Annotated in this window: 12 protein-coding genes; 3 read left to right on the forward strand and 9 right to left on the reverse strand. The window is 75.1% G+C overall.

Annotated elements, in window-relative coordinates; all coding sequences use genetic code 11:
• Positions 1-26: 26 nt before the first annotated feature.
• The 5 genes from SAM23877_RS01735 to paaA are packed head-to-tail and all read right to left on the reverse strand — an operon-like array spanning position 27 to position 3,825.
• Positions 27-1,202 carry a ferredoxin--NADP reductase gene (locus tag SAM23877_RS01735; RefSeq protein WP_107408637.1) on the reverse strand — a complete coding sequence of 392 codons (1,176 nt, stop codon included), beginning with the start codon at positions 1,200-1,202 and terminating at the stop codon, positions 27-29.
• Entirely contained in the window at positions 1,199-1,711 is a 513-nt protein-coding gene (paaD, locus tag SAM23877_RS01740) for a 1,2-phenylacetyl-CoA epoxidase subunit PaaD (RefSeq protein WP_053126201.1), read from the reverse strand. Before paaD ends, SAM23877_RS01735 begins: the two co-directional genes overlap by 4 nt.
• Entirely contained in the window at positions 1,708-2,448 is a 741-nt protein-coding gene (gene paaC, locus SAM23877_RS01745) for a 1,2-phenylacetyl-CoA epoxidase subunit PaaC (RefSeq protein WP_425314779.1), read from the reverse strand. The genes paaD and paaC overlap by 4 nt, the downstream gene beginning before the upstream one ends.
• 58 nt (positions 2,449-2,506) lie before the next feature.
• The gene (gene paaB, locus SAM23877_RS01750) at positions 2,507-2,818 is read right to left on the reverse strand and encodes a 1,2-phenylacetyl-CoA epoxidase subunit PaaB (RefSeq protein WP_053126203.1); all 312 of its coding nucleotides are present in this window, start codon (positions 2,816-2,818) and stop codon (positions 2,507-2,509) included.
• A complete protein-coding gene (gene paaA, locus SAM23877_RS01755) occupies positions 2,815-3,825 on the reverse strand; it encodes a 1,2-phenylacetyl-CoA epoxidase subunit PaaA (RefSeq protein WP_053126205.1) in 1,011 nt (336 codons plus the stop codon). The genes paaB and paaA overlap by 4 nt, the downstream gene beginning before the upstream one ends.
• A gap of 333 nt (positions 3,826-4,158) precedes the next feature.
• Between paaA and SAM23877_RS01760 the strand changes: the two genes are divergently transcribed.
• From SAM23877_RS01760 to SAM23877_RS41050, 3 genes are read left to right on the forward strand one after another with little or no spacing between them, the layout of a single operon-like run.
• On the forward strand, positions 4,159-4,443 hold the full coding sequence (locus tag SAM23877_RS01760; protein WP_053126206.1) for an acyl carrier protein: 285 nt from the start codon (positions 4,159-4,161) through the stop codon (positions 4,441-4,443).
• Positions 4,443-5,927 (forward strand): class I adenylate-forming enzyme family protein, encoded by a 1,485-nt coding sequence (locus SAM23877_RS01765; RefSeq protein ID WP_053126209.1) that lies wholly within the window; start codon positions 4,443-4,445, stop codon positions 5,925-5,927. The genes SAM23877_RS01760 and SAM23877_RS01765 overlap by 1 nt, the downstream gene beginning before the upstream one ends.
• Positions 5,924-7,087 carry a hypothetical protein gene (locus tag SAM23877_RS41050; protein ID WP_244902895.1) on the forward strand — a complete coding sequence of 388 codons (1,164 nt, stop codon included), beginning with the start codon at positions 5,924-5,926 and terminating at the stop codon, positions 7,085-7,087. Before SAM23877_RS01765 ends, SAM23877_RS41050 begins: the two co-directional genes overlap by 4 nt.
• A 54-nt stretch (positions 7,088-7,141) precedes the next feature.
• Here SAM23877_RS41050 and SAM23877_RS01775 read toward each other — a convergent pair whose 3' ends face one another.
• From SAM23877_RS01775 to SAM23877_RS01790, 4 genes are all read right to left on the reverse strand, one after another.
• The gene (locus SAM23877_RS01775) at positions 7,142-7,336 is read right to left on the reverse strand and encodes an antitoxin (RefSeq protein ID WP_053126211.1); all 195 of its coding nucleotides are present in this window, start codon (positions 7,334-7,336) and stop codon (positions 7,142-7,144) included.
• 98 nt (positions 7,337-7,434) lie between these two features.
• On the reverse strand, positions 7,435-8,664 hold the full coding sequence (gene ccrA / locus SAM23877_RS01780; RefSeq protein ID WP_107408638.1) for a crotonyl-CoA carboxylase/reductase: 1,230 nt from the start codon (positions 8,662-8,664) through the stop codon (positions 7,435-7,437).
• Positions 8,665-8,686: 22 nt separating this feature from the next.
• Positions 8,687-12,595: a type I polyketide synthase gene (locus SAM23877_RS01785; protein ID WP_244902896.1), complete on the reverse strand. Its 3,909-nt coding sequence runs from the start codon at positions 12,593-12,595 to the stop codon at positions 8,687-8,689.
• A complete protein-coding gene (locus SAM23877_RS01790) occupies positions 12,588-21,209 on the reverse strand; it encodes a non-ribosomal peptide synthetase (protein WP_053126213.1) in 8,622 nt (2,873 codons plus the stop codon). Before SAM23877_RS01790 ends, SAM23877_RS01785 begins: the two co-directional genes overlap by 8 nt.
• Positions 21,210-21,237: the final 28 nt, after the last annotated feature.

Consider the following 21,237-nt stretch of genomic DNA (forward strand, 5'->3'; position numbering starts at 1 on the left):
AGGGGGGCGGGCGAGGCGGGTGGGGGTCAGGTGTCGAAGTCGAGGGCGATCTCGGGGGAACGGGGACGGGCCCGGCAGACGAGCGTGTAGCCGGCGGCACGGTCGCGGTCGTCCAGGGCGTACTGGCGGTCCGCCGCCACCTGACCGGCGACGACTCGGGCGCGGCAGCTTCCGCACACGCCCTCGCGGCACGCGTACGGCACATCGGGGTGGGCACGCAGCAGCGCGTCGAGGAGGACCGTGTCGCCCGGCAGGACGGCGGCGTCGCGGCGGCGCCCGTCGAGCAGGGCGGTGACCCGGGCCGAAGGCGCCTCCGGCGCCCGTCCGGATGCCCGCGGGGACCGGGGTGCGCGTACCGCTCCCCCGGGTGCCTCCGTGGGGCGCGATGCCGTGCCGGCCGCTGTGAAGAGCTCTCGGCGGACGAGTGCGGGATCGGCGCCCCGGTCCGCAAGGACTCCCCGCACGGTGTCGACGAGGCCGGGCGGACCGCACAGGGCGTACGTGGTGCCGGGGCCGGCGTCCAGGGCCGTCAGCAGGCGGCCCAGCCCGGCCGCGTCGAGCCGCCGCGCGAGCGGGCCGTCGCTCCCCCTCCCCCGGTCCTCGCGGGTCAGCACGTGCAGGACGGTGAACCGGTCGACGAACTCGTCCTTGAGTTCCGCCAGTTCGTCGGCCAGCAAGGCGTCGGCGGAGGTGGGCACCGAGTGGACGAGGGTGACGCGGCAGGCCGGGTCGTGGCGCAGCGCGTGGGCGGCCATCGGGGCCAGCGGCGTGATGCCGGAGCCCCCCGCGATCAGGACGTGGTGGGCGCCGGGCAGCTCCGGCAGGGCGAAGGCGCCGGTGGGTGGGGAGAGTTCGAGGTGGTCGCCGGGAGTGAGCCGGGTGGCGGCGTGGACGCCGAAGCCGTCGGGGCTGCCGCGCCTGATCACCAGTCGGAGCCTGTCGGGGGCGTTCGGGGGCGGGCTGATCGAGTAGCTGCGGGGCGGTTCGGTGCCGGCCTCGGGACGCCGGACGGTGACGTGCTGGCCGGGGCGGTGGGTGAAGACGGTACGCAGGGCGTCGGGGACGTCGAGGGTGACGGCCACGGTGTCGACGGTGAGGTGACGGACCTCGGTGACGCGGAGCCGGTGGCGGCGGACGCGATGGGCGGGGTCGGCCGCCGGGACGGACGACGCGATGGTGGCGGTGTTCACGGTGTGCCTCACAACGCGGTCATGTGGGGGAAGGGCTCACGGCACGCCGTGCACCACAGCACCGACTGGCAGCGGGAGGGGCCGAAGGGGCTGTGCGGCCGGGTGGCCCGGGAGCCGCACCGCGGGCAGGGCACACCGGCCAGTTCGACGGGGACCGCGCCGTCGGGGGCCGGGGACGCGGGCGGTGCGATGCCGTGCGCGGCGAGCTTGCGCCGGCCCTCGCGGGTGATGCGGTCCGTCGTCCAGGGCGGGGCCAGGACCTGCCGTACGCGGCCCTCGGGGTGGCCGCAGGCGATCAGGACCTCCCGTACCGCGGCCGTGATCTCGGGCAGCGCGGGGCAACCCAGATAGGTGGGCGTGATCTCCACCTCCAGCACACCGTCGGCGCCCGGGGCGACGGCGCCCACCACACCTAGGTCGCCGAGACCGATCACCGGCAGTTCCGGGTCCGGGAGCGCCCCCACCCTCTCCCGCACCTCCGGGGCGGAGAGCCGGACCTCGGCCTGCGCGGACCCGCTCACCAGGTGCCTCCGGGGAACTGGCGCCGCACCGACTGGAGTTCGGCGACCAGCGGTCCGAACTCCTCGGTGTGCAGGCCCGCACGGCCGCCCCTGGCCGACCAGGTGGGCGTGGGCGCGGTGAGTCCCGCCTCCGCGACGACGGCGGTGACCTGCCACAGCCACGTCTCGTACAGCGGTGCCGGGGAGGGCGCCGTACCGGAGGCGGCCAGGCGGCGCAGCACGGCGTCCTCCTCGAAGAGTTCGCCGGTGTACGGCCACACCCGCTCCAGGCCGTGCCGCATCCGGCGGGCGCTCTCCTCGGTGCCGCGTCCCAGCGTCACCGTCCAGCGGTCCGCGTGCATCCGGTGGAAGGCGACCTCTTTGGCGGCGCGCGACCCGAACGCGGCGAGCTCGGTGTCGGCGCTGTGGGCGAGCGCCTCGTAGAAGAGGACGGCGTAGTGGGTGTAGGCGAGCTGCCGGGCCACGGTCGTCGCGAAGTCCCCGTTGGGGAGTTCGGTGAGCAGGGCGTTGGTGAACTCGCGGTCCGAGCGGGCGTAGGCGAAGTCGTCCTCGGTGCGTCCGGTCCCGTCGAGCGCTCCGGCGCGGGTGAACAGGGCGCGGGCGTGGCCGATCAGGTCGAGAGCGATGTTGGACAGGGCCAGGTCCTCGTCGACGGTGGGCGCGCGGGTGATCCACTGGCACAGGCGCTGTCCGAGGACGAGGGCGTCGTCGCCGAGACGCAGCAGGTGCAGGGACAGGTCGGCGGCGGAACAGGAGGGCTGGTCCGGCGGGAGGCCCGGGCGCACTCCCCTGACGTCACTGGTGGTGCTCACCTTCGGGGCCTTCCTCGGTCAGCGGTGCGAAGTGTTCGGGGTAGCGGTACGGCTTGTGCCGGGCGCTCGCGAAGTACGGGTCGCGTTCGTCCGGGGAGGCCGCGTGCACGGCGTCGGAACGGACCACCCACAGGGAGAGCGGCTCGCCCCGGCGCGTGTACAGGTCGCGGGCCGCGGCCAGCGCCGCGTCCGGACCGGCCGCGCGCACCGATCCCACGTGCTGGTGGGCCAGGCCCCGGCGTCCCCTCAGGAACACCTCCCAGGAAGCCGGAGTGCCCTCCCGTGCCCCGCTCATCCGGCCTCTCCTTCCGCCCTGTCCGTCCGGGCGGCGTACGCGGCGGCGGCCTCGCGGACCCAGGCGCCGTCCTCGTGGGCGGCCCGGCGGTGGGCGACGCGCTGACGCGACCAGTGGGTGTCGTCGCCCAGTGCCTCGCGGTAGGTGTTCCAGTCGACGGGCGTGAAGTCGTAGTGGCCGCGCTCCTCGTTCCAGCGGAGCGCCGGGTCGGGCAGGGTGAGGCCGAGGCGTTCGGCCTGCGGGACGCACGTGTCGACGAAGCGCTGGCGCAGCTCGTCGTTGGTGTGGCGTTTGATGCCCCAGGCCCTCGCGCGGCGGGAGACGGCGGCGCCCAGCGCGGCGGTCCGCGCGTCGACGCCGTCCGCCTCGGTGTCGGGCGGACCGAACATCAGGGCCACGGCCGGCAGCCACCACCGGTTCACCGCGTCCTGCGCCATCTCCTTCTGCTCGGGGGTCCCTTCGCAGAGCGCGCGCATCAGGTCGTAGCCCTGCCGTACGTGGAAGGCCTCCTCCTGGCAGACGCGGCGCATGGCGCGGGCGTACGGTCCGTACGAGGTGCGGCACAGGGGCGCCTGGTTGATGACGGCGGCGCCGTCCGTCAGCCAGGCGATGGCGCCGGTGTCGGCCCAGGTGAGCGCGGGGTGGTTGAAGGTGGCGGAGGCGCGCTGCCGGCCGCGGTGCAGGGCGTCCAGCAGGTCGGCCCGGTCCACGCCGAGGGTCTCGGCGGCGGAGTACAGGTACAGGCCGTGGCCGGCCTCGTCCTGGACCTTCGCGATGAGCACCGACTTGCGCCGCAGGGACGGGGCACGGGTGAGCCAGGCGCCCTCCGGCTGCATGCCGATGATCTCGGAGTGGGCGTGCTGGGCGATCTGGCGGACGAGCATGCGGCGGTATCCGTCGGGCATCCAGTCGCGCGGTTCGATCGTCCCGCCGTCGGCGACGAGCGCCTCGAAGCGCGCGAGCGCCTCCTGGTCGTCCGCGGTACCGGCGAGGGTCGGCGCGCTCATCGGGCGCCGCCCGCGTGTCCGGCGCCGGCGGCCGTGGTGGCGCGGCGCGTCGGGCCCCGCCCCGGGGCCCGGCCCCGTACCGGCTGCCTGGGCACTCGCATCACTCCTTCGCCTCGTGACCGCCCGCGTCCGACCGAAGGGCCGGGCGGAACGGATCGTTTCGTTGCGGTAAGAGGCCGGGCGGGCGGCCCGGCTATCCCCGTGACGCGAGGTTCGGGCGCGTGACAAAGCTCACGGGTCGGCCCGGGGAGTGGAACGGCGCCGTGTCCGCCTCTTGAGGGGGTGTCATTCGAGAACCGCGGCGGCCGGCACGCCGAGGCGAAAGGGGAAACCATGAGCACCATCAGGGAGTTGCTGGTCGAACTCACGGGCACGGCCGAGTACGCCGACCAGATCGGGGACGACGTCGACCTGGCCGCCAGCGGCATCGATTCCGGGGACCTCGTGCGCCTCGTGCTGCTGGTCGAGCAGCGGCTCGGCGTGGAGATCACCGCCGAGGACATGGAGGGGCTGCACACGATCGCCGACTACGAGCGCTTCGTGGCCGAGCACGCCCCCGCCGGGACGCGTGGCACGGCAGGTGTCGGCGGTGCCGCCGGTGCGAGCGGCGGTGCGTGATGTGGCTGACACAGCTGTTGGAGCGCAACCGGCAGTGTCGGCCCGGCCGGACCGCGCTGGTGGACGAGGAACGCAGCGTCACCTGGGCCGAGTTCCACGACCGCACCCTGGAACTGGCGCGCGGGCTGGCCGAACTGGGCATCGAGCGGGGTGACCGGGTCGCCGTACTCTCCAAGGACCGGATCGAGGTCCTGGAGAGCTACTTCGCGCTCGCCCGCCTCGGGGCACTGTTCGTGCCGCTCAACCACAGCCTGGCCGAGCCCGAGGTCGCCGGGATCGTCGAGCGCGTGGGGGCGGTGGCCGTCATCGGTGAGTCGGACCTGCTGGACCGGCATCCCGAACTGCCGTCCTCGGTGCGGATCAGGCTGGCCCTCGACAAACCCTCCTTCACGGCGCTGGGCACCCTGGCCGCCGACCGGGACCTGCCGGACGTCGCCGACACCGACCCCATCGCCGTGCTGCACACCTCGGCGACCACCGGACAGGCCAAGGGCGTCACCGTCGACGGCGGGTCGTTCCGGGCGATCGCCCTCGGCTGGCTCGTGATGGCCCGGCCCACCGACGACATCGTCATGGTCAACTGCTGCCCGCTGTACCACGGCAGCATGGTCGTGTCCCTGACCTATCTGGCGGCCGGCGCGACGGTCGTGCTGATGCCCGGCTTCACCCCGCAGCGGGCGCTGACCGCGGTGGAGCGGCACGGCGCCACCCACATGTGGCTGGTGCCGCAGATGCTGCGCTTCATGCTCCAGGCCAAGGCGTCCCGGCGCGCCGACCTGTCCAGTCTGCGGGAGGTCCTGTACGGCGCCGCGCCGATGCCGCTCGACGTGTACGCCGAGGCGGTCGAACGGCTGGGCTGCGGCTTCCGCCAGGTGTACGGCATGACCGAGGTGGGCGGCCCGTTCGTCACCCTCGGCCCCGACGAACACCCCGCCCCCGGGGACGTCGCCGCCCGCATTCCGTGCGGACGCGTCGTGCCCGGCATGTCGGCCCGCGCGGTGGACGGGGGCGGCCGGGAACTTCCGCCCGGTGAGATCGGCGAGATCGTGGTGCGCGGACCGGGTGTCATGCAGGGCTACTGGAACGACCCGGAGGCCACCCGGGAGATCACGGCCGACGGCTGGATCAGGACGGGCGACCTCGGCTTCATGGACGACGAGGGGCGCATCAGCCTGGTGGACCGTACGAAGGACGTCATCATCCGGGCGGGCCAGAACGTCTACCCCTCGGAGATCGAGCGCGCCCTGATGTCCCACCCGGCGGTCCGGGACGCGGCGGTCGTCGGCATGCCCGACGAGGACTACGGCGAGGTGCCGCTGGCGTACGTCGTCCCGGAGCCGGACGCGGAGCTGGGAACGGCGGCCCTCCTCGCGCATGTCGCGGGGCTCCTCGCGCCCTACAAGCGTCCGCGGCGGGTGGAGTTCATCGAGCAGGTGCCGCGCAACCCCGCCGGCAAGATCATCAAAAAGTTGCTGCGGGTGTGAGCGGCGGCGGTCACCCGGCGGCGGAACGTGAACTGTCCGAACTGCGTCCGCTGCTGGCCGCCGCCGGGCTCGGTCTGGGTGTCGCGGCCGTCTCGGAGCCCTGTCCGGAACCGGCGGGGCCTGCCGAGGCGGCCGCGGCGGCGTCGATGCCAGCGCGCCGCCGGCTGGAGTTCCTGGCGGGCCGTCGGGCCGCCCGGCGGGCGCTGCGCGCGGTGGGTCTGGACTGCGGCGAGATACCCCGCTCGGGGCGGTTGCCGGTGTTCCCGCCCGGCCGGGCGGCGTCGATCTCGCACAGCGCCGGCGTCGCCGTCGCCGTGGCCCGCCCGCCGGGGGCCGCCGTGCCGCTCGGCTGCGACCTGGAACTGCGGCCCCTCCCCCGCGCGGCGGCACGGCTGGTGCTGCGGGCCGACGAGGAGGAGCTCCTCGGCCAGGAGGAGCAGGAGGGGCTGTCTCGCTTCCCCGCCCGGCCGGCGGGCACGGCCTGGTCGGTCACCGCACTGTTCTCCGCGAAGGAGGCCGCGTGGAAGGCCTTGGCCGTGCCCGGAGGCGAGCGCCTGACCGTGCCCGGGGGCGGCCGTCCGGCCGTGATGGAGGGCGGGGGCCTGGTCGTGCCGGTAGGTGGGCGCCAGGCCGGGCCCGTGAACATACGCCAGGTCGGGTCCGTGAACGGGCACCAGGCCGGGCGGGTCGACGGGCAACAGGCCGAGCCGACCGACGAGCATCAAGCCGGGCCGACCGACGAGCATCAGACCGGGCCTCTGAACGGCCACCAGACCGGACCGGTCGACGGGCGCCGGGCCGGGCCTCTGAACGGCCGCCAGGCCGGGCCGGTCGACGAGCAGAAGGCCGGGCCGGTCGACGAGCTACAGGCCCGGCCTCCGCACGAGCGCCAGGCGAGACCCGGCTGCGAGCACCCGGCCGCCGCACCGCACAACGGCCGGCGCCGGCAGGGGCCCAGGGGCCGGCACCGAACGGTCCCCGAGGGACAGCCTCCGCCCTGGTCGGCGGGGAGCCTGCGGGATCTGCGCGTGTGCCCGTCGGGAGACGCCCTGCTCGTGCGCCTGCGCGCGGACCCCGCCCACGCCGTGCGGGTGCGGGTGGTCCGCGTCGGGGCCGGGGTGTTCAGCTACGTCCTCGGCCGCGCGGGCACCCACGACTGAGCACGGGCTGCCGCCCCGGCGCATCGCACCGGGGGGGCAGCCCGCCGTGCCTGGTCAGCGGCCCGCAGGACCGCCGTCACGGTAGGAGCGCCGCGCGGCGTCGGCGGCCTTGTCGGTCTGGGCGTCGTACTTGCCACCCGTGCGCTGGTCGACCGTTCGCTCGGCCCCCGCGACGCCCTTGTCGGCCTGGTCGGGGTGGCCCTTGGCCATCTGCTTGGCCTTGGTCATCATCTCGCCCAGCTTGCCCATGGGGTACCTCCCGGGATCGTGCGTGTGTCGTTCCCGGCCGCAGGTACCCCTCGGGCGGTGTGCGAATCACCCCGTCCGGTGCGCCGCCACAGCGGACCTCACATCCGGTCCCCGACTCGCGCCGCCATGTTCCCGGCCGGGTGCCGGTTGTCGTGGATGAGCTGGTGCGCGAGGCCGATCTCGTCGAAGTCGAAGGTCCGGGACAGGCAGGGATCGATGATGCCCTGGTCGATGAGCCGGGTGACCTCACGTGCCTCCCGGGCGGTGGCGACGTGCGACCCCTGGAGGCGCTTCTGCCGCATCCACAGGAAGCGCAGGTCGACGTCGCCGTTGTAGCCGGTGGTGCCGCCGCACAGGACGACCATGCCGCCGTTGTCGCACAGGTACAGGGAGGTGGGGACGGTGTCGGCGCCGGAGTGCTCCAGCACGATGCGCGGGCCGCGCCGCTCGCCGAGCACGTCCCACAGGCGCCGGCCGAAGGCGCGGGCGCCCGAGAGCCAGCGGCCCATCGCCTCCTCGTCCGAGGTGTCCGGCAGCCGTCCCCAGTGATCGAAGTCCCGCCGGTCGATCCAGCCCTCGGCGCCCAGCTTGAGGCAGAACTCGCCGCGTTCCTCGCTGGAGACGACCGCGACGGGGATGCCGCCGACGTGTCGGACGAGCTGGATGGCGATGCAGCCCAGACCGCCGGCGCCGCCCCAGATCAGCACCGGGTCGCCGGGGCGCACCGTGTGCGGGGGCCAGCCGAAGAGCTGACGGTAGGCGGTGGCGGCGGTCGCCATGTAGCAGGCCGCCTCCGCCCAGGAGAGCCGGGCGGGCTTCGGGTGGCACATGTAGTCGTCGACGACCGCGAACTGGGCGAAGGAGCCGTAGTTCTCCTCGTAGCCCCACACCCGCTGGCCGGCGGACCAGGTGGGGTCCGCTCCGAGGCGGACGTCCTCGGCCCTCTCGTCCCAGCGGTTGGCGAGGACCACGACCTCGTCGCCGAGCCGCACCCCGCGCACGTCCTCGCCGACCGCCCACACGATCCCGGAGAGGTCGGAGCCGCCGATGTGGAAGTCCTCGGTGGCGCCCGCCTTCTGCCGGGCGGCGATCACGTCGAGCGGCGAACCGAGGGCCGCCCAGACGTTGTTGTAGTTGATCCCGGCGGCCATCACCTTCACCAGGACCTGTCCGCGGCCCACGGGCGGCACGTCGACCACCTCGGTCCGGAAGGCGTCGACGGGCTGTCCGTAACGCTCGCGACGGATGAGCGAGGCGTACATCTTCCGCGGGACGGTGCCCATGTCGGGCGCATCGCCGAGTTCGTAGAGGTCTTGGGTCGCTCTCACGCTGGCTCTCCTCAACGCGGGTTCACTGGGCAGGGTCACGGGGCGGGGGTACGGCGGCTCGATCGCCGAGGCCGCGCAGGGCCTTGGCCACCGCCTCGCCGATGCGGGCGATCGGCTCGGGCTCGGTCATGTCGTAGTGACCGCACGGCACGTGGTGCTCGTGGAGGGTGCCGTCCACGTAGGGCCGCCAGCTGTCGGCCTTGCCGGGCAGCACCGCGAGGTCGGCCGGGCGGCCGGCGGTTTCCTCCTCGACCGCGCTGAAGAACAGCACGTCGCCGCGGAAGACGCCGGGGGCGAACTGCGGGGCGATGCGCAGGTTGTTGCGCATGACGGCGGCGATGGCGGCGGCCTCCGCCCGGGTGACGGGCGCACTCGACGGGTCGGTGGTGACCCGGGTGTCGATCCGGTCCAGGACGGTGTCCACGGGCACGGGGTCCGCGTCGACGGGAAGGCCGGCCACTCTCGACAGCAGCGCCGCCACCTGGCGTTCGGCCGCGTCGGGGTCGTGGGCGGTGCCGTGCGGCTGGGGGGCGTCGAGCATGGCGAGGAGTTCGACGCGCTCGCCGTCGCGTTGGAGGGCACAGGCCATGGCGTGGGCGACGAATCCGCCGTAGGACCAGCCCAGCAGCCGGTACGGTCCGTGCGGCTGGAGCCGGCGCACCAGGTCGAGGTAGTGGGCGACCATGGCGGCGGCGTCGGGCACGGGCGGGCGGGTGCCGTCGAGCCCGGCCGCCTGGATGCCGTGGACGGGCTGGTCGCCGCCGAGGTGGGGCAGCAGACCGGTGTAGCGCCAGGAGACACCCGCGCCGGGGTGGACGCAGAACAGGGGTGTGGCGGTGCCCTCGGCGCGCAACGGCAGCAGCGGCCCGAGCGCGGTGGGGGCGGTGTGCGCGGCTCCCTCGTCCCGCTCGTCGGCGGCGGCGAGCACGCCGGCCACGGTGGGCGCGGCCAGCAGTGTCGCCGCCGGGACGTCGAGGACGCCGGTCCGGCGCAGTCGTCCGGCGAGCAGCACGGCGCGCATCGAGTCGCCGCCGAGGTCGAAGAAGTTGTCGTGCAGGCCGATGCCGCCGATGCCGAGGGTCTCCTCCCAGAGCCGGGTCACCTCCCGTTCCCTTTCGGTGCGGGGTGGTACGTGCTCCGTGGTCAGCCGGGGCCGGGGTGCGAGGCCGGGACCGTCCTCCCGCGTGGTCCCGGTGTCGCCGGGGTCCGTGCGGGCGCCGGGGGCGTCGATCCAGTGGCGCCGGCGGTCGAACGCGTACGGCGGCAGCGGGGCCCGCCGCGGTGTGCCCGGCACCGGGGGCAGGGCGTGGTCGACGCCTGCGCTCCACAGCCGTCCCAGGGCCTCGGCGAGGACGAAGTCGTCGGACGCCTCGGCCTTGGCGTGCCGCATGGTGGTCACCGTCACCGGCGCCTCGTCGGCGAGCCGGGCGGCGGCCAGCTTGGTGAGGGTGTCGCCCGGCCCGATCTCCACGAGGACGGGCCGGAGGCGGTCCCACAGGGCGGTGATGCCGTCGGCGAACCGCACGGTGTTCCGGGTGTGGTCGATCCAGTGCCGTACGGAGGTGGCCTGGGCGTCGGTGACCCAGGTGCCGGTGACGTTGGTGACGTAGGGGATGCGCGGCGGGCGCAGGGTGACGCCGCTGAGGTGGGCCTCGTAGGCGGGCAGGACGGGGTCCAGGACGTGGGAGTGGGCGGCCACGGGGATGCGCAGGCGGCGGAAGGGGACGCCGCGTCGGGTCAGTTCGGCCTCCAGGCGGGCGACGGCGTCGACGTGTCCGGCGACGGTGCAGGCGCCGGGGCCGTTGACGGCGGCCAGGGACAGGTCGTCGTCGAGCAACGCCCCGATCTCCTCGGCCGGAGCCGCCACGCCGACCGTGGCGCCGCCGGCGGAGCTGATGAGCCGGATGCGTTCGGTGACCAGTGGCAGCATGTCGGCGAGGTCGATGACGCCGGCCAGGCAGGCGGCCGTGTACTCGCCGAGCGAGTGGCCGAGGAGCGCGTCGGGGCGGACGCCCGCCTCGATGAGCGTGCGCCCCAGGGCGTACTCGGTGACGACGAGCCCGAGGAACGCGGCGGTGTCGTCGGGCCGGGCCTCCTCGAAGAGGGCCGTGCGCAGGTCGGTGCCGAGGTCGGGCCGAAGGATGCGGGCACACTCGTCGACGGTGTCGCGGTAGACGGTGTGGTCGCGGTACAGCCGCGCGCCCATGCCGGGGTACTGGGTGCCGCCGCCGGGCAGCAGGAACGCCACGCGGGCCGGGTCGTCGGGGACCGGCGGGGTGGCGGGTGCGGCGGAGCGCAGCGCGTCGAGGGCCTCCTCGCGCGTGGCCGCCGTGACGGTGAGGCGGTGGCGCAGCGCGGGCCGGTCGGTGCGCAGGGAGTGGGCGATGTCGTCCAGGCGCAGGCCGGGGCGGCGTTCGAGGTGCCGGGCGAGGGCGTCGGCCTGGCCGCGCAGGGCGCCGGCGGTGCGCGCGGACAGGGGCAGCACCAGGCGGCGGCCGTCCTCGGGCGGGCGGGGTGCGGCGGGGGCGGTGGGCGGGGCCTCCTCCAGGACGACGTGGGCGTTGGTGCCGCCGATGCCGAAGGCGCTGACGCCGGCCCGGCGGGGGTGCTCGCCTTCGGGCCAGTCCTCCAGGGCGGTGGGGACGCGGAAGGGGCTCGCGTCGAAGTCGATGAGCGGGTTGGGCCGGTCGAAGTGCAGGCTCGGCGGGATCTGCCGGCGTTCGAGGGCGAGGACGGCCTTGACGAGCCCGGCGATGCCGGCGGCTGCCCCGAGGTGGCCGATGTTGGTCTTGACCGAGCCGAGCGCGCAGAACCCGGTCCGCGGCGTGCTGTGCCGGAACGCCTCGGTGAGCGCGGACACCTCGATGGGGTCCCCGAGTCGGGTGGCGGTGCCGTGCGCCTCGATCAGGCCGATGGTTGCGGCGTCGACCTCCGCCTCGGCCTGGGCCGCGAGGATCACCTCGGTCTGTCCGGCGGCGCTGGGCGCGCTGAAGCCGACCTTGCGGCGGCCGTCGTTGTTGACGGCGCTGCCGCGGATGACGGCGCGGATGCGGTCGCCGTCGGCGAGGGCGTCGTCCAGCCGCTTGAGTACGACGGCTCCCACGCCGTCGCCGGAGGAGGTGCCGGCGGCGTCCGCGGCGAAGGCACGGCAGTGCCCGTCGGGGGAGAACGGCCCGTCGGGCACGTGCCGGTAGCCCAGTGAGGCGGAGGGGTTGAGGGAGACCGCGGCGGCCAGCGCGGTGTCGCAGCGGTGGTCCAGCAGGTCCTGGCAGGCGGTGTGCACGGCCACCAGCGCGGTGGAGCAGGCCGTCTGGAGGGACACGCTGGGGCCGGTGAGCCCGAGTTCGTAGGAGACCCGGGTGGCGAGGGTGCCCAGGGAGTTGGCGGTGGCCGCGTGGACGAGCTCGACGGAACCGGGCTGTCCGGCGAAGCGCGGGTGCAGGTGGGCCGGGTAGTAGCGGCTGTCGCCGCCGCCCGCGTAGACGCCGAACGCCTCGCGGGTACGGTCGTCGCCGAGGCAGCCGGCGTCCTCCAGTGCGTGGTACGCCGTCTCCAGGAGCAACCGTTGCTGCGGGTCGACGACGGCGGCCTCCGCGGGGCTGTAGCCGAAGAAGCCGGAGTCGAAGCGGTCGATGCCCTCGACGGCCGACGCCATCCGGACCAGTGTGGGGTCGTCCAGGTCGCGCCGGTCGCCGCCCGCGGCGAGGAACTCCTCGTCGGTGACGGGCCGTACGGACTCGCGGCCGGCCGCGAGGTTGTCCCAGAAGGCGTCGAGGTCGTCGGCGCCGGGAAAGCGCCCCGCCATGCCGATGACGGCGACGGCGGGGACGTCCTCGCCATGGGGTGCGGTGGTGTCGTGCACGGCCTGTGCCTCGTCCTCTCGGGGTTCGTGGGGGCTCTGCGTCGCCTGCGGTGCGGGGGTGTCAGGCACGTCCGCGGTCCTTCCCGTGCCGGGCGGTGCGGCGAGCGCGGGCGGCGCGCTGCCGCTGTGCCTGCTCCCTGGCGCGGTCGAGGCCGTCGGCCGCGTCCCGGGGCGGCTGTTCGGCCGCCGCCGTGGGAGCGGCGCCGGCGGCCGACAGGTGGCGGGCCAGGTCGCGCACGGTGGGGTGCGCGAAGAGGTCGACGACCGACAGGTCGGTGCCGAAGGCGCGGTTGACGGCGCTCTGGGCGGTGACGAGGAGCAGGGAGTTCCCGCCGAGGTCGAAGAAGTTGTCGTCCCGGCCCACCCGGTCGTGGCCCAGCACGCCGCGCCACACCTGCGCGAGCCGGTGCTCCAGCTTCCGCAGGTCGTCCTCGGCTTCCGCCCTGTCCGTGGCGGGGGTGGCGCCCGCCGAGCGCAGCGTCCAGGCGTCGGACAGTCCGCCCGTCCGGGCGGTGTCGGCCGCCGCGTGGTAGAGGGCGCCCAGGTCGGTGCCGTCCTCCAGGCCGACGCGCGCGGCCAGGCGGCGCACCTGGCGGGCGGGGGCGTCGACGTGGCTGCGGACCCAGGGGGCGGTGCGGTCCGCGCCGATCAGCAGGTGGGGCTCGTCCAGGGTGCGGGCCAGGTCGAAGGAGCGCAGCGCGGCGGGGGTGTCGAGCAGCCGGTAGCCGCGGGCCTCGGTGAGCGCGGTGAGCCGGTAGCCGCGGCTCATGCCGCGCTCGCGCCACATGCTCCAGGCCAGGGACTGGGCCGGCAGGCCGAGCGCCCGGCGGTGCAGGGCGAGGGCGTCGAGGCAGGCGTTGGCGGCGGCGTAGGCGGCGTTCAGGGCGCCGCCGAAGAAGCCGTTCACCGAGGAGAAGGTGACGAAGGAGCCGACGGGGTGGTCGGCGGTGATCCGGTGCAGCGTCCACGCGCCGCGCACCTTCGCCTCCAGCGCCCGGCGCCAGGTCGCGGCGTCCAGCTCGCTCACCGGGCGTTCCACGAGCGTCCCGGCCAGGTGCAGCACCGAGGACAGGGGCACGCCCCACCTCTCGGCGGCGGCCTCCACGGCGGCCCGCACCTGCCGCTCGTCGGTGACGTCGGCACGGGCGTAGCGCACCTCGCCCAGCTCGCGCAGGCGCGGGAGGGCGTCGCCCTCGGGGTCCGGGGTGCGGCCGACGATGAGCAGGCGGGTACCGGGTGTGCGCAGCAGATGCGCGGCCACCTCGACGCCGACACCGCCCAGTCCCCCGGTGAGGAGGGTGAAGCCGTCGTGCGCGGGCGGCTCGGCGCGGGCCGGGGTGGCGGGCAGGGGGGCGAGGCGGCGTACATGGCGGTGTCCGTCGCGGTACGCCACCTCCGCGCCGTCCGTGGTGACGGTCGCCTCGGCCAGGACGACGGGCAGCGGGTCCTCGGCGGCGTCCGGAGCGAGGTCGAGGTGGGTGCCGCGCAGCCGGCCGAACTCCTCGCCCAGCGACTTCAGCAGTGCGCCCGCCGCGGCGTGGCCGGGCGAGGGGAGTTCACCGGGGCGCACGGCCTGCGCGCCCGCCGTCACGTACAGCAGGTCGACGGGGTGGGGTCGGCCCGGGCAGGCCGCGAGGGCGCGGGCGAACGCGAGCAGGTCCTCCGCACCGGCCGTGTCGTGCGGCTCCGTCTCGGGGTCGCCGGCGCGCCGCAGGCCGCCGAGGTGCAGTACGGCGTCGACGGGCGGCCGGTCGCGCTCCACCTGCCCGAGCAGCGCCGTGTAGTCACTCACCTCGCCGGGCCGCACCCGGTAGTGGGCGGCGTCGAGCCGTGCGAAGTCCGTGCCCGCGCCGACCACCGTGCACAGGCCGCCGTCCTTGCGCAGCGCGTCGGCGAGCCGCTGGACCAACAGGGCCCGGGGCTCCGGAAGGTCGCCGTTCGCCAGGACGAGGGTGTGCCGGCCGGGGTGGGCCGGACGGGCGTCGGGGCGTTCCGCCCGCTGCCACACCGGCCGCAGGAACCAGTCGGGGACGGTGGTATCGGTGCCCAGCAACAGTTGGGTCCGGCGGACCTCCTCGTCGAAGTCGCCCGCCTCGAACGCCTTGCGCAGCTTGGTGCGCTGGATCTTGCCTATCTCGGTCTTCGGTACGGCGTCCGGGGCGACCGGGATCAGGTGGGCCGGGCTGACGCCGATCTCCCGGGCCACCTTCCCGGTGATCTCGCGCAGGGCGCCGGCGGTGACGTCCTGCACGGGATGGAAGAAGAGGGCCAGTTCGTCGGTGGGCGAGGACGGGTCGGTGCGCACCGCGACCGCCGCGGTGAAGCTGTTCTCCACCCACGGCAGTTCCTCGACGCACGCCTCGATCTCGTGGCTGTAGTGGTTGACGCCGTTGACGATGATGACGTCCTTGGCCCGGCCGGTGATGTACAGCTCGCCGTCGCTCAGGTACGCCAGGTCGCCGGTGTCGAACCAGCCGTCCTCGGTGAAGGCCTCCGCGTTGGCGGCCGGGTTGTCGTGGTAACCGCCGGTCACGGACGTGCCGCGGACCTGGAAGCGGCCCGCCTCGCCCTCGTCGAGGACCGTGCCCTGTTCGTCGACGATCCGCATGGCGAATCCCGGGTAGGGCAGGCCGCAGCTCACGAAGGTGCCCTCGCCGTCGCGGGGTTCGGCGGGCAGGACGGCGTCGGTGACGACGGAGCAGGTCTCGGACATGCCCCAGCCGGGGTGCATCACGTCCTGCGGCAGGCCGAACGGCTTCAGCGCGCGCAGGAAGCGGCGGGCGGCCGAGGCCACGACGACCTCGCCGGCGTTCATCACCAGCCGCATCGGGGAGAGGTCCCAGTCGCGGTCCGCGAACCGGTCGGACTGCTCGGCGAGGAGGCCGAAGGCGAAGTTGGGCGCCCAGGTGACAGTGACCCGGTACCGGTCGGCGAGGTCCATCCAGCGCGGCGGGTCCTGCAGGATCCAGGAGGTGGGGGCGTGGATCTGCCGGCAGCCGAGGTAGACGTCCCGCAGGTGGAACATCACCACGCCGGTGACGTGGTCGAGCGGGATCCAGTTGAGGGAGACGTCGTCCGCGCCGAGCCGGTTCGTCTGCTCGGTGGCGGCCGAGCGGGTCAGCACGTTGCGGTGGGTGAGCCGCACCGCCTTGGGCAGGCCGGTGCTGCCGGACGTCATCAGCATCAGGATGAGGTCGTCCGGTCGGGCGGGGTGCCAGTCGTGGTCCTCGGGCGCCTCGCGCAGGGCGTCGGCGGTGGTGAGCCGCAGCCCGGGCCAGTCCTGCCGGGCCGCGAGGGCACGCAGCCCGGCCTCGCGGCCCGCGGAGCACACGATCCAGGGCCGGCCGAGCATCCGCCAGATGCCCTCCAGCTTGGTCAGCGCCGCCGAGGGGGTGTCGTAGGAGGCGGGGACGGTGAGCGGGACGGCGACGAAGCCGCCGAGGACGCAGCCCCACAGGACGGCGAGGAAGTCCTCGGTGGCGTCGCACTGGAGGATGACCTGGTCCCCGGGGCGCAGGCCCGCCCGGCGCAGCCCGGCGAGGACGCGGGAGGCCTCGGGGATCAGGGCCGCGTAGCTGCGCCGGTGCTCGCTGCCGTCGGCGTGGACGTGGACGATGTCGCCCCGGCCCCGTTCGGCGGCGCGGCGCAGGGCCTCGGCCCAGCTCGGCACGGAGGGTTCGCGGAGGGCGGGGCCCTCGCTGAGCGCCGGGACGGCCGACGCGCGGCCGGTGCGGCCGGCGGCGGGGGCGGGTGCCGCGGTGCGGACGGGCAGGCCGGTGTGGCGGCGGTCCGGTTCCTCGGGCGTGTTCTCCACCGTCACCTCGGCGGTGGTGACGCCGGGCAGGGCGGCCAGCCGGTCCCGCCAGGTCCGGGCGGCGGTACGGTCGACGGCGGGCAGGGCTTCGAGGGCCGCGGTGTCGACGGTGCCGTCCCCGGTGCGGGGCAGCGTGTTGACGGCGGTCACGCGAACGGTGTCGTGGCCCGCGCGGTCCAGGGCGTCCTCGACGCGTTCGGTGGCGTCCGCCCGCCCTGGCACCACGTAGAGCCGCGGTGGGGCACCGTCGGTGCCGGGCAGGGCGTGGGCGTCGCGGACGCCGGACACGCGGAGGGCGGCGGCCTCCAGTTCCGCGGGGTCGGCCGCTGCCGGGGCGGAGGTGCGCTCGGGGAGCGCGGGGAGGTGTCCGACGCGCACGCCGGGGTCGGTGCTCACCGTGCGCAGGACCTCGCGCAGGGCGCGGGCGAACGCCTCGGCGGTGTCGGCGTCGTACAGGTCGGTGGCGTACTCGACGTGCAGGGTCAGGCCGTCGGGGGTGCCGTCGGCGGTGTGGCGTTCCACAACGTCCACGAACAGGTCGAACTTGGCGGTGCCGGTGGCGGTGGGCCGCAACTCGGCTCGGTGGCCGTCCATGTCGAGGACGGCCGGTTCGTTGTTCTGGAGGGCCAGCATGACCTGGAACAGGGGGTGCCGGCCGGGCGCGCGGGTCGGGTTGAGCGCGTCTACCAGACGGTCGAAGGGCAGGTCCTGGTGGTCCAGGGCGGCCAGGTCGGCGCTGCGGACGCGGGTCAGCAGGTCCCGGAAGGCGGGGTCGCCGGAGGTGTCGGCCCGTAGGACCAGGGTGTTGGTGATCAGGCCGATCAGGGGGTCGAGGCCGGGTTCGGTGCGGCCGGCGACCGGGGTGCCGAGGACGATGTCCTCGCCGGCGCCGCAGCGGGTGAGCAGGGCGCTGACCGCGGCGTGCAGCACCATGAAGAGGCTGGTGCCCGCGCGGTCGGCGAGGCGCACCAGGGCGCGGTGCAGGTCGGCGCCGACCACGGTCTCGACGTGTGCGCCACCGCCCGGGGCGGCGGGGCGGGGCCGGTCGCCGGGCAGGGTGCACTCCTCGGCCAGGCCGTCCAGGGCCGTGCGCCAGTGCGCGGTGAGCCGTTCCAGCCGTCCGGGGCCTTCCGGTTCGGGGGTCAGCAGGGCGCGCTGCCACAACGCGTAGTCGGCGTACTGGACCGGCAGCGGCGCCCAGTCGGGCGCCCGGCCGGCGCGGCGGGCGGCGTAGGCGGTGCTCAGGTCGTCGGCGAAGGGGCGCAGCGACCAGCCGTCGGCGGCGCTGTGGTGCAGGACGAACAGCAGGGTGGAGCCCAGGAGCCAGACGGCGAGGGGGCTTTCGGCGGTCAGGTCGAAGCGGTGCCTGGCCGCGGCGCTGATGTGGGCGGCGGTCTCCGTGGCGGGGCAGTCGACCCGGTGCAGCGCCGGACGCAGCTCGCCCGGCGCCAGGACGCGCTGGTGGGGGACGCCGTCGTGCTCGGCGATCACCGTCCGCAGGATCTCGTGCCGGTCGGCCAGATCGCCGAGGGCAGCCTGGAGGGCCCGGGGGTCGGGGGCGGTGTCCAGGGTGACGAGGAGCGGGATGTTGTAGGTGGCGGCTCGGCCGTCGAGCCGGTTGAGGAACCACATGCCTTCCTGGGCGAAGGACAGCGGCACCCGCTGCGGGCGTACGGCGTCGCCGAGGACGGGCCGGGGCAGGGCGCCGCCGGTGTGTGCGGTGAGCCGCCGGGCGAGGGCGGCCGGGGTGGGCGTCTCGAACAGCGCGGTGATGGGGATCTCGGCACCCGTGTCGTGCCGCAGGCGGGCCAGCAGACGGGTGGCGAGGAGGGAGTCGCCGCCGAGGTCGAAGAAGTTCACGTCGGTGCCGACGGTCTCCCGGGGCAGTTTCAGTACGTCCTCGAACAGGGCGCACACCACGGCCTCTTCGGGCGTCCCGGGGCGGTTCCCGGAGGCGGCGGCGGTGAAGTCGGGGGCGGGCAGGGCCCGGACGTCGAGTTTGCCGTTCGCGGTCAGCGGCAGCGCGTCCACCGGGACGCAGACGGCCGGGACCATGTGCTCGGGCAGGTGGGCGGCGGTGTGGGCGCGCAGTTCGGCGGGGCTCACCGGCGCGGCGCCGGAGGCGACGGTGTAGGCGACGAGGTGCTGGGCGCCGTTGTCGGCGCGGCGGGCCACGACGGCGGCACGTGTCACGCCGGGGTGGGAGGCGAGGACGGCCTCGATCTCGCCGGGCTCGACCCGGAACCCGCGCAGCTGTATCTGGGCGTCGGCACGGCCGAGGTAGTCGAGGGTGCCGTCGGGCCGGCGCCGGGCCAGGTCGCCCGAGCGGTACATGCGGGTGCCGGGCGGTCCGTAGGGGTCGTCGAGGAAGCGGTCGGCGGTCAGGTCGGGCCGGTCGAGGTATCCGGCGGCGACCCCGGCGCCGGAGACGTACATCTCGCCGGTCGCCCCGGGCGGCACGGGGCGGCCGGCGTCGTCCAGCAGATGGACGCGCAGGTCGGCGAGGGGGGTGCCGATGACGCTGCCGCGGCGCGGGTCGTCCAGGTCGGCGCGGGTGAGGCGGTGGTGGGTGACGTGCACGGTGGTTTCCGTGATGCCGTACATGTTCACCAGCACCGGGCGGTCCAGGCCGTGCCGGTCGGCCCAGGGGCGCAGACGCGCCGGGCGCAGGGCCTCTCCGCCGAGGACGACGTAGCGCAACGCCCCGGCGTCTCCGCCCCGTTCGGCGTCGGCGTCGACGAGTTGCTCGAACGCGGACGGCGTCTGGTTGAGGACGGTCACGCCCTCGCGGTGCAGCAGCTCCAGGACCTCGCGCGGCGAGCGACTGACGGCGTACGGGACGACGACGACCCGGCCGCCGTGCAGCAGGGCGCCCCAGATCTCCCAGACGGAGAAGTCGAAGGCGTAGGAGTGGAACAGCGTCCACACGTCGTCGGCGCCGAAGGAGAAGTGTTCGGCGGCCGAGGCGAAGAGCCGGACGACGTTGGCGTGCGGGACGGGCACGCCCTTGGGGCGGCCGGTGGAACCGGAGGTGTGGATGATGTACGCGATGTCGGACGGGCGCACCGGTCCCCGACGGTCGGCGTCGGTGAGGTCGGCGGCGCCACGCCGGGCGAGGTCCGCCGCGACCTCCTCGTCGTCCAGGCGGACCACGGGGAGCGCGTCCCCGGCGAGGTGGGCGTGGGCGCGCTCGGTGACGAGGAGGACGGGGGCGGCGTCCTCGACGACCAGCCGCAGCCGTTCGGCCGGGTGGCCGGGGTCCAGGGGGAGGTAGGCGGCGCCGGTCTTGAGGACGGCCAGCAGGGCGGGCAGCAGCCGTGTCCCCCGCTCCAGGGCCAGCGCCACCACCCGGCCGGGGCCCGCCCCGCGTTCGGCCAGCAACCGCGCGAGCCGGTTGGCCTCGGCGTTGAGTTCCGCGTACGTGAGCCGTTCGTCCCCGCAGGTGACGGCGGAGCGCTCGGGTCCGGCCGCCGCCCGCTCCTCGAACAGCTCGGTGAGCGTCCGCTCGACGGCATGCGTGTGCACGGGGGTGTCGCGGGGGTGCTCGCCCGGCAGCAGGACGTCCAGGTCGCCCAGCGGGTCCGTCGGATCGGCCGCGGTCAGGCGGCGCAGCACCGTGACGAACCGGTCCCGGTGCAGGGCCAGTTCGTCCTCCTGGTACAGGGCGGGGTTGGCGTCGAAGGCCAGCCACAGTCCCCCGGACCGGCCGCCGGGGCGCACCGTGATCTGCAGGTCGTCGACGGCTCCGCCGGACAGGTGGTGCCAGGTGGTGGGGTGTCCGCCGAAGTGCGGCGCCTCGTCGAACGGGACGATGTTCAGCACCGGCCCGTACAGTCGGCGCCCGGTGCCCATCAGCCCCAGGTCGCGGCGGAGGAACTCACCCCGGTAGCGCTGGTGGCGGCGCAGGGCCGCCAGTTCCTCGGCGACGGCCCGGGCCAGTTCCGCGACGGAGGTGCCGGGGGCGGCGGCCACACGCAGCGGGAGGATGTCGGAGGCGGTGCCGGGGGTGCGCAGGGCGGCGCTGCCGGCGCGGCTCATGGTGGCCAGGCCGAGTACGAGGTCACGGGCGCCGGTCATCCGGTGCAGATAGGCGACGGTGGCCGCGGTCAGCAGTTCGGTGCGCCGGACGCCGAGGCGGGCCGCGGCGGCGTCGAGGGCGTCGGCCTCGGCGGGCGACAGCGTGGCGGCGCGGCGCAGGAAGGGCGCGGCGGGGGCGGCCGTACGGGAGGTGAGGCGGGCGGGCTCCGGCAGGCCGGCCAGGTGGCGTGCCCAGTGGTCGCGGTCGCGGGTGTACGCCTCGGAGGCGCGGTAGGCCGCCTCCTGCTCCTGGAGCCTGCTCACCGGCGCGAACCCGCACGGGTCCGGTGCGCGGCCCTCGGCCAGCGCGTTGTACGTCTCGGCCAGGCGCCGTCCGAGCAGCTTGTAGCTGTAGCCGTCGAGCAGGAGGTGATGGGCTCTCAGCAGCCACAGGAAGCGGTCGGGGGCCAGGGTCAGCAGGGTGTGCGCGAACAACGGGCCCTTCTCGACGTCCACGGGTGCCGCGAGGTCGGCGCGGACGTGGGCCCAGGCGGCGGCCTCGGGGTCCTGGGCGTCGCTGACGTCGACCCGGTGCAGGGGCCAGGCGTCCGCGTCGGGAGCGGTGCGGCAGCGGGGGCCTTCGTCGGTGTCGCCGAACCGCAGGGCGAAGGTGTCCGCCTCGCCGACGGTGCGTCGCAGCGCGGTCTCGAACAGGCCGGTGTCGAGGGGACCGTGGATCTCCACCGCCTCCGCGGTGTTGTACGCGGCGCTGTCCGGCGCGAGCCGCCCGGCGTACCAGAGGCCCTCCTGGGCTCCGGACAGCGGTCGACGTTCGTCCTCCTGGAGTGACATAGCACAACCCTCACGTGGCAAGCCGTAA

It is taken from the genome of Streptomyces ambofaciens ATCC 23877, assembly GCF_001267885.1.
Classification (GTDB): Bacteria; Actinomycetota; Actinomycetes; order Streptomycetales; family Streptomycetaceae; genus Streptomyces; species Streptomyces ambofaciens.

Excerpts from the sequence above, each read along its gene's own strand:
- paaB (WP_053126203.1), bottom strand. The coding sequence starts at position 2,818 with ATGAGCGGGGCACGGGAGGGCACTCCGGCTTCCTGGGAGGTGTTCCTG.
- paaA (WP_053126205.1), bottom strand. The coding sequence starts at position 3,825 with ATGAGCGCGCCGACCCTCGCCGGTACCGCGGACGACCAGGAGGCGCTC.
- SAM23877_RS01760 (WP_053126206.1), top strand. The coding sequence starts at position 4,159 with ATGAGCACCATCAGGGAGTTGCTGGTCGAACTCACGGGCACGGCCGAG.
- SAM23877_RS01765 (WP_053126209.1), top strand. The coding sequence starts at position 4,443 with ATGTGGCTGACACAGCTGTTGGAGCGCAACCGGCAGTGTCGGCCCGGC.
- SAM23877_RS01775 (WP_053126211.1), bottom strand. The coding sequence starts at position 7,336 with ATGGGCAAGCTGGGCGAGATGATGACCAAGGCCAAGCAGATGGCCAAG.
- SAM23877_RS01790 (WP_053126213.1), bottom strand. The coding sequence starts at position 21,209 with ATGTCACTCCAGGAGGACGAACGTCGACCGCTGTCCGGAGCCCAGGAG.